The organism is Bordetella tumbae (assembly GCF_965139195.1).
Classification (GTDB): Bacteria; Pseudomonadota; Gammaproteobacteria; order Burkholderiales; family Burkholderiaceae_B; genus Bordetella_A; species Bordetella_A tumbae.
Genome location: NZ_CBCSJH010000050.1, coordinates 20,116 through 31,623 on the forward strand (window position 1 = coordinate 20,116; position 11,508 = coordinate 31,623).

Below are 11,508 nucleotides of genomic sequence, written 5' to 3' on the forward strand. Positions count from 1 at the left end.
CAGGAGACATACGATGTCCTCTAATGCCCAGGCTAGCGCGCTATCGGCCGCCAACGACGAAGACACTCTAGAAACCCAAGAGTGGCTTGAAGCCCTGGCTGCCGTGCTCGACCGCGAAGGTCCCGAGCGTGCCCATTACCTGCTGGAACGCCTGATTGACGAGGCCCGTCGTTCGGGGGCGCATATCCCATTTTCGCCCAACACGGCCTACGTCAACACCATTCCGCCTGGATTAGAGCCGGCTCACCCCGGTAATCTCGAGCTGGAATCGCGTATTCGCTCCTATGTGCGCTGGAACGCCATGGCCATGGTGGTCAAGGCCAACAAGCATAACCCGCCCGATGGCGGCGATCTGGGCGGCCACATCGCCTCGTTTGCCTCGCTGGCCACCATGATCGGCTGCGGGCAAAACCATTTCTGGCATGCCGAAGACGAAAGCCATGGCGGCGACCTGGTGTATTTTCAGGGCCACACCTCGCCGGGCATGTACGGTCGCGCCTACCTCGAAGGCCGCTTGACCGAAGAGCAGCTCAACCATTTCCGCCAGGAAGTCGATGGCAAGGGCCTGTCGTCGTATCCCCACCCCAAGCTGATGCCGGATTTCTGGCAGTTCCCGACGGTGTCGATGGGCCTGGGCCCGCTGATGGCGATCTACCAAGCCCGTTTCCTGAAATACCTGCATGCCCGCGGTCTGGCCGACACGAGCCAGCGCAAGGTCTGGGTATTCTGCGGCGACGGCGAAATGGACGAACCCGAGTCGCTGGGCGCGATTGCGCTGGCCGCTCGTGAAAAGCTCGACAACCTGATCTTTGTCATCAACTGCAACCTGCAGCGTCTGGACGGACCGGTGCGCGGTAACGGCAAGATCATCCAGGAACTCGAAGGCGACTTCCGTGGGTCGGGCTGGAACGTGATCAAGCTGATCTGGGGCGGCTACTGGGATCCGCTCCTGGCGCACGACAAGGAAGGCATCCTGCGCAAGATCATGGAAGAAACCGTCGACGGCGAGTACCAGGCGTACAAGGCCAACGATGGCAAGTTCGTGCGCGAACACTTCTTTGGCAAGCATCCGAAACTGCTGGAAGCCGTCTCGCGCATGAGCGATGAGGACATCTGGCGCCTGAACCGTGGCGGCCACGATCCTCACAAGGTCTACGCGGCCTTCAAGGCAGCCAGCACCCATACCGGTCAACCCACCGTCATCCTGGCCAAGACCATCAAGGGCTACGGCATGGGCCAAGTGGGCCAGGCCAAGAACCCGACTCACCAGCAAAAGAAACTCGAGTTGGAATCGATCCGCGAATTCCGCGATCGTTTCGCGATCCCGATCCCCGACGACCAGCTCGAAAAACTGCCGTACTTCAAGCCGGCCGAAGACTCGGCGGAAATGAAGTATCTGCACGAACGCCGCAAGGCACTGGGCGGCTATCTGCCCAAGCGCCGCGCCAAGGCCGACGAGCAGCTCAAGGCCCCCGCGCTGGACGCATTCAAGGCCGTGTTGGAACCCACGTCCGAAGGCCGCGAGATCTCGACGACGCAGGCTTTTGTGCGTGTGTTGAACCAGATCCTGCGCGATAAAGACCTCGGCTCGCGCGTCGTGCCTATCCTGGCCGACGAATCGCGTACCTTCGGTATGGAAGGCCTGTTCCGCCAGATCGGTATCTATGCGCCGGAAGGGCAGAAGTACGTGCCGGTCGATAAAGACCAGGTCATGTACTACAAAGAATCCGCCGATGGCCAACTGCTGCAGGAAGGCATCAACGAAGCCGGCGCGATGAGCTCGTGGATTGCGGCGGCTACGTCGTATTCGACGAACAACCGCATCATGGTGCCGTTCTACATCTATTACTCGATGTTCGGCTTCCAGCGCATTGGCGATCTGGCCTGGGCAGCGGGCGATATGCAGGCGCGTGGCTTCTTGCTGGGTGGCACGGCCGGCCGTACCACGTTGAACGGCGAGGGCTTGCAGCACGAAGACGGTCACAGCCATCTGCTGGCCTCGACCATTCCGAATTGCGTGTCGTACGACCCGACGTTCGGTCACGAGCTGGCTGTGATCATCCAGCACGGTCTGAAGCGCATGGTCGAAGATCAGGAGAACGTGTACTACTACCTGACGGTGATGAACGAAAACTACCCGCAGCCCGGTCTGACCAAGGGCGACGAGGAAGGCATCATCAAAGGGATGTACAAGCTCAAGTCGCACGGCAAGGGCAAGACCCGCGTTCAACTGATGGGCTCGGGCACCATCCTGCGCGAAGTCATGGCGGCTCAGGAATTGCTCGAATCCGACTGGGGCGTCGCCTCGGATCTATGGAGCGTGACCAGCTTTACCGAGCTGCGCCGCGATGGCCTGGATGCCGATCGCCATAATCTGCTCAACCCGGAGCAGAAAAAGCCGCAAGTGCCCTACGTCACGCAGCAACTCGAAAAGACCGAAGGCCCGATCATCGCGTCGACCGACTACATGAAGTTGTTTGCCGACCAGATCCGTCCGTTTGTACCCAAGGACCGCACCTATCGCGTACTGGGCACCGATGGTTTTGGCCGTTCGGATTTCCGCTACAAGCTGCGCGAGCACTTCGAAGTCGATCGCCATTTCGTGGTGTTGGCCGCATTGCGCGCCCTGGCCGACGAGGGCAAAGTCCCCGCCGCCAAGGTCGCCGAGGCCATCAAGAAATACGGCATCAACCCGGAAAAAGCCAACCCGCACCACGCTTGAAGGTAAACAGACATGAGCAAACTCGTGGAAATCAAGGTACCCGACATCGGTGATTTCAAAGAAGTCGAAGTCATCGAAGTGCTGGTCGCGGCGGGTGACTCCATCAAGGCCGAGCAGAGCCTGATTACCGTTGAATCCGACAAGGCTTCGATGGAAATCCCGGCCTCGGCTGGTGGTGTCGTCAAGTCCGTCAAAGTCAAGGTCGGCGACAAGGTCGCCGAAGGCACTGTCATCCTGGAAATCGAGGCGGGCGAAGCGGCGGCTGAGGCCGCGCCCGCGGCAGCCCCTGCAGCCGAGGCTGCTCCGGCGGCTGCGCCTGCCGCTCCTGCTGCGGCTTCAGCCGCGCCGGCAGAGCAGGGCCAGAAAGGCGGCGGCTTGGTGGAAATCGCCGTGCCCGATATCGGCGATTTCAAGGAAGTCGAAGTCATCGAAGTCATGGTCGCCGTGGGCGACACCATCAAGGCCGAGCAAAGCCTGATTACTGTCGAGTCCGACAAGGCCTCGATGGAAATCCCGGCATCGGCGGGTGGTGTGGTCAAGGAACTCAAGACCAAGGTGGGTGACAAGGTCGCCAAGGGCACCGTGATCGTGGTGGTCGAGGGCGGCGCCAGTGCGGCGCCCTCGGCCGCTGCACAGCCCAGCGCACAACCCGCAGCCGCGGCCGCTGCACCGGCTGCCAGCAGCCCGGCGCCTGCCGCAGCTCCTGACGCGCCGGCCGCCAAACCCGCACCCGCTGCCGCGCTCGAAGATCCGGGCCTGAAGCCTGGTCAACTGCCGCATGCGTCGCCTTCGGTACGCAAGTTCGCACGCGAATTGGGCGTTAACTTGAGCAAGGTCAAAGGCTCGGGCCCGAAAGACCGCATCACGGCCGACGACGTGCGCGCCTTTGTGAAGCAGGCGCTGGCAGCACCCGCAGCTGCTGCCTCGGGCGGTGCCGATGGCGCGGCGCTGGGCCTCTTGCCGTGGCCGAAGATCGACTTCACCAAGTTCGGTCCGATCGACGCCAAGCCGCTGTCGCGCATCAAGAAAATCTCGGGTGCGAATCTGCACCGCAACTGGGTCATGATCCCGCACGTCACCAACAATGACGAAGCGGACATCACCGACCTGGAAGCCTTCCGCGTGACCTTGAACAAAGAGAACGAAAAAGCCGGTGTCAAAGTCACCATGCTGGCGTTCTTGATCAAGGCCGTTGTTGCCGCGCTGAAGAAATTCCCCGAGTTCAATGCGTCGCTCGATGGCGATCAGTTGGTCTACAAGCAATACTTCCATATCGGTTTTGCTGCTGATACGCCCAACGGTTTGGTCGTGCCAGTCATCCGCGATGCGGACAAGAAGGGCATCATCGATATCGCCAAGGAAATGGGCGAACTGTCCAAGAAGGCCCGCGAAGGCAAGATCTCTCCTGCGGAAATGCAGGGCGGTTGCTTCTCGATTTCGTCGCTGGGCGGGATCGGCGGCACGCACTTCACGCCCATCATCAATGCACCTGAAGTCGCTATCCTCGGCGTGTCGCGTTCGGCGCAAAAACCGGTCTGGGATGGCAAGCAGTTTGTGCCGCGCCTGACGATGCCGCTCTCGCTGTCCTACGACCATCGTGTCATCGACGGTGCTGCCGCCGCGCGTTTCAACGCGTACCTGGGTCAGTTGCTGGCCGACTTCCGCCGCATTTTGCTGTAAGGGGGCCTCATGAGCACATTGGTTGATATCAAGGTACCCGACATCGGTGACTTCAAGGAAGTCGAAGTCATCGAGGTGCTGGTTGCCGCGGGCGACACGATCAAGGCCGAACAAAGCCTGATCACGGTCGAATCCGACAAGGCGTCCATGGAAATCCCCGCGTCCGCAGGCGGCGTGGTGAAGTCCGTGCAGGTCAAGGTCGGCGACAAGGTTGCCGAGGGCACGGTGATCCTGCAGGTCGAGGCGGCTGAGGCAGCATCGGCGGATGCGGGCAAGGCCGCGCCGGCGGGCGGCAATGCCAAAGCCGAGGCGAAAGCGGACGGCAACGCACCGCAGGCCTCGTCTGCGCCTGCACCGGCTGCTGCCGCGGCTGCTGACAACGCGCCGGCCCCGGCGGCGGCGTCATACAGCGGCTCCGCAGATCTGGAATGCGACGTGCTGGTCCTGGGCGCGGGCCCCGGCGGTTATTCGGCGGCTTTCCGTGCGGCAGACCTGGGCCTGTCCGTCGTGCTGGTCGAGCGTTACGAGACGCTGGGTGGTGTCTGCCTGAACGTAGGCTGCATTCCGTCCAAGGCGCTGTTGCACAACGCAGCCGTCATCGACGAAGCGCGTGCGCTGGCTGCTCATGGGATCAGCTTTGGCGAACCCAAGATCGATCTGGACAAGCTGCGTGGCTACAAGGACAGCGTAGTTGCGAAGCTGACAGGCGGCTTGGCTGGCATGGCCAAGGCGCGCAAGGTCAAGGTGGTCACGGGTGTCGGCGAGTTTGCCGATCCGCATCACTTGTCGGTCAAGAGCGCCGACGGCAAGACGCAAACCATCCGTTTCAAAAACGCCATCATTGCGGCGGGCAGCCAATCGGTGAAATTGCCGTTCCTGCCTGACGACGAGCGCATCGTCGACTCGACCGGCGCATTGGAACTGCGTGAAATCCCGAAAAAAATGCTGATCATCGGCGGCGGGATCATCGGCCTGGAAATGGGCACGGTGTATTCCACCTTGGGTGCACGTCTGGACGTCGTGGAAATGCTCGACGGCCTGATGCAAGGTGCGGATCGTGATCTGGTCAAGGTCTGGCAGAAAATGAATGCCGGCCGTTTTGACAACATCATGCTCAAGACCAAGACCGTCGGCGCCGAAGCGAAAAAAGACGGTATCTACGTCAGTTTCGAAGGCGAGGGCGCACCGAAAGAACCGCAGCGTTACGACTTGGTGTTGCAGGCCGTGGGCCGCGGCCCGAACGGCAAGAAGATCGCCGCCGACAAGGCCGGTATCGCCGTGACGGATCGCGGTTTTATCGAAGTCGATCGTCAAATGCGCACCAACGTGCCGCATATTTATGCGATCGGCGACATCGTGGGCCAGCCCATGTTGGCGCACAAGGCGGTGCACGAAGGCCATGTGGCAGCAGAAGCCGCGGCTGGTCAGAAGTCGTTCTTCGATGCCCGTGTGATCCCGTCGGTAGCCTACACCGATCCGGAAGTCGCATGGGTGGGGTTGACCGAGGACGAGGCCAAGAAGCAGGGTATTAAGGTCGAAAAGGGCCTGTTCCCCTGGGCGGCATCGGGCCGCGCGATTGCGAACGGCCGCGACGAGGGCTTTACCAAGCTGCTGTTCGATGCCGAAACGCACCGTATTCTGGGTGGCGGCATTGTCGGTACGCATGCAGGCGATTTGATCAGCGAGATCGCTTTGGCGATCGAAATGGGCGCGGATGTGGTTGATATTGCCAAGACCATCCACCCGCATCCGACGCTGGGCGAGTCGGTTGGCATGGCGGCGGAGGTCGCGGAAGGCGTGTGCACGGATTTGCCTCCGATGCGCAAGAAGTAATCCTTTCTCAAACTTCTGTTTGCCTAGCCCATGAGCGTCAAGACAGCGCTGCGCGTCATCGAGATCATAGAAACCTATGCTCGCGAGCGGCGTGCGCTGCCCTTGTCGGAACTGGCGCGCCTATTGGGCGTGCCGGTCTCGAGCTGTCTGGCTCTGATTCGTACGTTGGCCGATCTGGGCTATTTGTATGAGACGGGGCGCCGGCAGGGTTATTACCCTACGGGCCGGTTGTTGGCGATGGCGCAACGTATCGCCGCGTCCGATCCGGTTCTGGATCGTGTTTATCCCAGCTTGGTCGAACTGCGTGATGCCACGCAGGAAACGATTGTGTTCGGCAAACTCAGCGGCGAGGGCAAGGTTGTCTATCTGGATGTGCTGGATTCTCCGCACACCATTCGCTATGCCCCAGTCGCGGGCGAGTTTCGCGAGGTGCACGCGAATTCGTTGGGCAAGGCGTTGTTGTCTGTCCTGGATACGAAGGCTCGGCATGCGCTGCTGAATAGCTATTCTCTGACTCGCTATAACGAGCGTACGTTGACGTCTATTGATGCGGTTGATGGGGATCTGGAGTTGTCGCGGCAGCGGGGGTGGTTCATGAACCTCGGTGAGTCGATTTCCGATGTGTGTGCGCTGGCCTGGCCGGTGACGTTGTCGGGGGAGACGTATGCGATTTCTGTCGGGGGGCCGGTTTATCGGCTGGAGCCTCGGCNNGACTGGCAGCAACTAGAATTCTCTGCATCGCTGGCACGGCTTTCTTGCTTGGCGTTTTTCCGCAGCCATGGTGGTAAAGAGAAAGATCTTGCAGTGCTGCTTTCGGAGGACGCCCTGCGCGTCCCCCTCAAGCGATCGGTCCGGGCATACGGCGGGGTGGCGCGGTGCCTGGTTGGAAGATCTGCTTGGCTGCGTTTGAGGCTTGCGACGATGATGCGTAGAGGGGGCTCTTTGGGGACTCGTCTGTTGTATGCTGCGCGCCGCATGACGCCTATAAGTACTCCCTAATTCCCAGCACCAGCCCTCACCACGCCGATTCAATAAGACTTGGGCAAACCCAGCACTTTCTCCGCAATGAAGCACATGATCAACTGCGGACTGACGGGGGCAATGCGGGGTATATAGCTCTCCCGCAATAAACGTTCGACGTGATATTCCTTGGCATAGCCCATGCCCCCCAAGGTGAGTACGGCTGTCTGGCAAGCGTTATGGCCCGCCTCTGCGGCGAGATACTTGGCCGTATTGGCATAGGGGCCGCAGGGCAAGCCCGCGTCGTACATGCTGGCGGCTTTGAAGACCATTAGGTTGGCCGCTTCTAATTGCATCCATGCCTGGGCCAAGGGATGTTGAATACCCTGGTTCTGTCCGATGGGGCGTCCGAATACGGTGCGTTCACCGGCGTACTGCACGGCACGATCGAGGGCGGCGCGGCCTATGCCGACGGCTTCGGCGGCGATGAGGATGCGCTCGGGGTTCAGGCCGTGCAGGATGTATTCAAAACCTCGGCCTTCTTCACCGATGCGGTCCGCGACTGGGATGCGCAGGCCGTCGATGAATAGCATGTTGGAGTCGACGGCTTTGCGGCCCATTTTGTCGATTTCGCGGACTTCGATTTTGCTGCGGTCCAGATCGGTGTAGAACAACGAGAGGCCCTGAGTGGGTTTGGCGACGTCGGCGAGCGGAGTGGTGCGCGCCAGCAGCAACATCTTGTGAGCGACTTGTGCGGTCGAGATCCAGATTTTGCGGCCATGGACGATGTACTCGTCACCATGACGTTCTGCTCGCGTGGAAAGTTTGGTGGTGTCCAGGCCTGCATCGGGCTCGGTGACGGCAAAGCAGGCCTTTTCGCGCCCTGCGATCAGCGGTTCGAGCCAGCGCTGGCGCTGCTCGTCGGTGCCAAATACGACGACAGGATTTAAACCAAAGATATTCATATGCACGGCTGATGCGCCGGCGAAACCCGCGCCTGAGGCGGCGATGGTTTGCATCATCAGCGCGGCTTCTGTCATGCCCAATCCAGCGCCTCCATACGCTTGCGGCATGGCAATACCCAGCCAGCCATCGCGCGCCAGGTCGGCATGAAAATCATGAGGAAAACCGCCATCACGATCGCGCTCGAGCCAGTACTCATTGGGATAGCGCTCGCAGACGCGTTCAATTGCATCGCGCAACGCCAGTTGGTCGGATGAAAATTCAAAGTCCATGACGAAGTTCCTTTGTCGGCCCGCGACGGCCGAATATGGCGTCGCGGTGTATGTCTTTTGGGTGCCACGTTTTCCGAAGGGGGGCTTTCGATGACCCTCACGTACTTCTGACTTCCTGCGTGGCGCGAGCGGCAATCAGTGCGTCGATCTCGGTATCGGTGCAGCCGGCTTCGCGCAGTATCTCCCGGCTGTGTTCTCCCAGGCGGGGAGCAGGCCGGCGTATGGTGGTCGGGGTGCGTTCGTAGCGCCCCAGCGGCGCGGTCGTACGCAATTTTCCCTCGGTCGGATGATCTAGTTCGTGAATAAAACCGGTGCTCTGCAGATGTGTGTCGTGAATCAGATCGTCTACTGAATAGAGGTGCGCCGCAGGGATGTCCGCTTGTGTCAGCGCCGCAAGCCATTCATCGCTGCTGCGCGTACGCATGATTTCGGCCACAAAGGCATACGCCTCGTCAATGTGACGAGCGCGAGCGGTGTGGCTGCTAAATCGCGGGTCCTGTTCCAACTCGGGCCGGCCGATCAGCGCAAAGAAATTTCGCCAGTGTTTGTCGTTGTAAATCAGCAGGCACAGATAACCGTCTGCCGTTGCATAGGGACGCCGATGCGCGGCCAGCAGGCGGGCATAGCCGGTCGAGCCCAGCGGTGGCTCGAACGTCGCGCCGCCGAGGTGATCGCCCAGCACCATATGGGCCATGCCTTCGAACATGGGAATTTCAACCGATTGACCTGAGCCTCGTGCGCGGGCATCCAGGACGGCAGACACGAGTGCGATGGCCACATGCAGGCCGACGGCGCGATCTGCCAGCGTCAATGGCGCATAGCGTGGGACGTCGCCACTCTGTTGGCGAAACAGATCCGCAATGCCTGTTTGTCCCTGGATCAAATCATCATAAGCAGGTCGGCCCGCGTAGGGACCGGCCTCGCTGAAACCATAGGCGCCAATGTAGACCAGGCGAGGATTGCGCGCGGACACAGCCTCGTACGATAGGCCTAGCCTCGCCATGGCCTGCGGCCGGATGTTGTAGAGCAACGCATCGCAGTTCTCTGCCAGTTTTAGACACGCTTCGCGGCCCGCCTCGGTTTTCAGGTCCAGCACGATGGATCGCTTATTGCGATTCAAATGCAGGTACAAATGGCCCATGCCGGCGTTGCGCATCGGGCCGACGGCCCGCATGTTGTCGCCGGCAGGGGATTCGACTTTGATCACGTCTGCACCCAGATCGCCCAACACCTGCGTGGCATACGGGCCCATCACGACTGAGCTCAAATCCAGGATGCGTACGCCGGACAGCGGACCGGTGTTCACAAGAGGTGAGCCTGTGTCAGTGTCAGGTGTCGGCCCTTTGCGGGCAGGTGCGTCATGATGCTGCATAGTGTTCGAATCTCTGTGGTTTGCTGGCGCCGCACACTTCGTTAACGCACATGAATGCGGGGGCAGAGGGCGAGGCGCAATCAGCACATCTCTGAAAAAGCAGCACGATCATTGCGCCTGGATTCCTGCGTCTTTAATCAGTTTCCCCCAGAGGTCGCGCTGCTCGCTGACGAATGCGGCAAAACTCTCGGGTGTGCCGCTAAACGCGTCGAACCCAAGATCTGCCAAGCGTTTGCGCACGTCGGGTTTGTTGACGATCTGATTGATAGCGGCGTTGAGTTTGGTCACGATCTCTGGTGGCAATCCTGCCGGGCCGAAATAGCCATTCCATGAGTTCAAATCAAAATCGCTCACACCGGCCTCGCGCATCGAAGGCAGGTCAGGCACGATCGTGCTGCGTTCTGCCGTAGACACGGCTAATGCGCGCAGTTGGCCGGATTGCACAAAAGGCAGGCCCGAGGCCAAATCCGTGAACATGATGTTGACTTGGCCGCCGACGAGATCGGTCAGGGCCTGGGGCGTTCCTTTGTAAGGCACATGCAGAATGTCGATGCCGGCGCGATGTGCCAGTGTGCCGCCTGCCACGATGCCAGTGCTATTGCCGCTGGCATAGGTGACTTTGCCGGGATTTTTGCGAGCGTAGTCGACGAGTTCTTTTACGGTGGTGTAGGGCTGCTTGGGATTGGCGACCAGCAGAAAGGGCAAGTTGCCGCCGCGCGCAATCGGCGTGAAGTCCTTGACCGGATCGTAGGGGACGTTCTTCATCAGGAACGGCGCAGCGGAGTGCGAGGTGTTCGTGGTGACGAACAAGGTGTAGCCATCGGGCTTGGCGCGTGCGACGTACTGCGCGGCGATGGTGGCGTTGGCGCCGGGTTTGTTTTCCACGATCACTTGTTGTCCCAGTATCTGGCCCAACTCGGCGGCAAAAATCCGGCCTACCGCGTCGGTGCCGGATCCTGCGGGAAAGGGCACGATCAACGTGATCGGTTTTTCGGGGTAGGCGGCTTGGGCGGGGGACGTGAGTACGGATGCAAGCGCGGTGCTGCATAGCGCCGCGGCGCGTAGGATGCGTAACAACATGGGGGTCTCTCCGGTTGGTGGATGGGCGGCGGCTCTGTGATGGCGGTGTTGCTCGCGGTGGCCGCTGGGCCGGGTGGCAGGTATTACGTGGGCGCTTTTTCCGTCGTGGGGGCTGCAAAACCGCGTATTACGCGATCTGGGGACTCTTCGTAAGGCGGCGAGTAGATGACCAGCAAGCGCACGGGGGTGTCGCTGGTGACGGTGAAAACGTGAGGGATGTCCGGGGGGAAATAGCAGCAGTCGCCGGCGACCATGTCGGCGGATTCGTCGCCGACTTGTGCGCGGGCGGTGCCTTCGAGCAGATAACAGACTTGCTCGATGCCGGGGTGTGCGTGGGGTAGGGCGCCTTGGCCCTTTTCTATTACGCCTAATAGGACTTCGACGTGTTTTGATCCGACGGTTTCTGGGCCGATCAGGCGGCGGTTGAGGGTGCCGGTGTGGTTGGCGGGGTGGTAGCCGGGGACTTGGGATTCGCGGACTAGCCAGGTGGGGGTTTGGGGCATGATTTTGGGTTGCTGGTAAATTTTATAAGTGTGAAAATTATTTCATGGATGTGAAATGTTGGGCAAGGGGGTTTTCCCGGAAGGGGCGTGTTTGTCTGCGTGGAGAGGGGGTTCTGTTGGTCG

8 protein-coding genes are annotated in these 11,508 nt (G+C 60.6%); 4 read left to right on the forward strand and 4 right to left on the reverse strand.

Annotation, left to right across the window (positions count from 1 at the left end; translation table 11 throughout):
* Positions 1-13 precede the first annotated feature (13 nt).
* The 4 genes from aceE to ACNA0J_RS27395 all read left to right on the forward strand — a co-directional run.
* Positions 14-2,722, forward strand: coding sequence for a pyruvate dehydrogenase (acetyl-transferring), homodimeric type (gene aceE, locus ACNA0J_RS27380; protein WP_415822073.1), 2,709 nt, complete (start codon positions 14-16; stop codon positions 2,720-2,722).
* Positions 2,723-2,734: 12 nt separating this feature from the next.
* On the forward strand, positions 2,735-4,402 hold the full coding sequence (gene aceF / locus ACNA0J_RS27385) for a dihydrolipoyllysine-residue acetyltransferase (RefSeq protein WP_415822074.1): 1,668 nt from the start codon (positions 2,735-2,737) through the stop codon (positions 4,400-4,402).
* A 9-nt stretch (positions 4,403-4,411) separates the two neighbouring features.
* Positions 4,412-6,235 (forward strand): dihydrolipoyl dehydrogenase, encoded by a 1,824-nt coding sequence (gene lpdA, locus ACNA0J_RS27390; RefSeq protein ID WP_415822075.1) that lies wholly within the window; start codon positions 4,412-4,414, stop codon positions 6,233-6,235.
* A 30-nt stretch (positions 6,236-6,265) separates the two neighbouring features.
* A partial coding sequence (locus ACNA0J_RS27395; RefSeq protein ID WP_415822076.1) for an IclR family transcriptional regulator occupies positions 6,266-6,944 on the forward strand: 679 nt, incomplete at its 3' end.
* Between the two features lie 319 nt (positions 6,945-7,263).
* Here ACNA0J_RS27395 and ACNA0J_RS27400 read toward each other — a convergent pair.
* From ACNA0J_RS27400 to ACNA0J_RS27415, 4 genes are all read right to left on the reverse strand, one after another.
* Entirely contained in the window at positions 7,264-8,430 is a 1,167-nt protein-coding gene (locus ACNA0J_RS27400; protein ID WP_415822077.1) for an acyl-CoA dehydrogenase family protein, read from the reverse strand.
* A gap of 97 nt (positions 8,431-8,527) precedes the next feature.
* Entirely contained in the window at positions 8,528-9,802 is a 1,275-nt protein-coding gene (locus tag ACNA0J_RS27405; protein WP_415822078.1) for a CaiB/BaiF CoA transferase family protein, read from the reverse strand.
* 108 nt (positions 9,803-9,910) lie between these two features.
* Positions 9,911-10,882: a Bug family tripartite tricarboxylate transporter substrate binding protein gene (locus ACNA0J_RS27410; RefSeq protein ID WP_415822079.1), complete on the reverse strand. Its 972-nt coding sequence runs from the start codon at positions 10,880-10,882 to the stop codon at positions 9,911-9,913.
* 83 nt (positions 10,883-10,965) lie between these two features.
* A complete protein-coding gene (locus ACNA0J_RS27415; protein WP_415822080.1) occupies positions 10,966-11,385 on the reverse strand; it encodes a cupin domain-containing protein in 420 nt (139 codons plus the stop codon).
* Between the last annotated feature and the right edge of the window lie 123 nt (positions 11,386-11,508).

Excerpts from the sequence above, each read along its gene's own strand:
- aceE (WP_415822073.1), top strand. The coding sequence starts at position 14 with ATGTCCTCTAATGCCCAGGCTAGCGCGCTATCGGCCGCCAACGACGAA.
- aceF (WP_415822074.1), top strand. The coding sequence starts at position 2,735 with ATGAGCAAACTCGTGGAAATCAAGGTACCCGACATCGGTGATTTCAAA.
- lpdA (WP_415822075.1), top strand. The coding sequence starts at position 4,412 with ATGAGCACATTGGTTGATATCAAGGTACCCGACATCGGTGACTTCAAG.
- ACNA0J_RS27400 (WP_415822077.1), bottom strand. The coding sequence starts at position 8,430 with ATGGACTTTGAATTTTCATCCGACCAACTGGCGTTGCGCGATGCAATT.
- ACNA0J_RS27405 (WP_415822078.1), bottom strand. The coding sequence starts at position 9,802 with ATGCAGCATCATGACGCACCTGCCCGCAAAGGGCCGACACCTGACACT.
- ACNA0J_RS27410 (WP_415822079.1), bottom strand. The coding sequence starts at position 10,882 with ATGTTGTTACGCATCCTACGCGCCGCGGCGCTATGCAGCACCGCGCTT.
- ACNA0J_RS27415 (WP_415822080.1), bottom strand. The coding sequence starts at position 11,385 with ATGCCCCAAACCCCCACCTGGCTAGTCCGCGAATCCCAAGTCCCCGGC.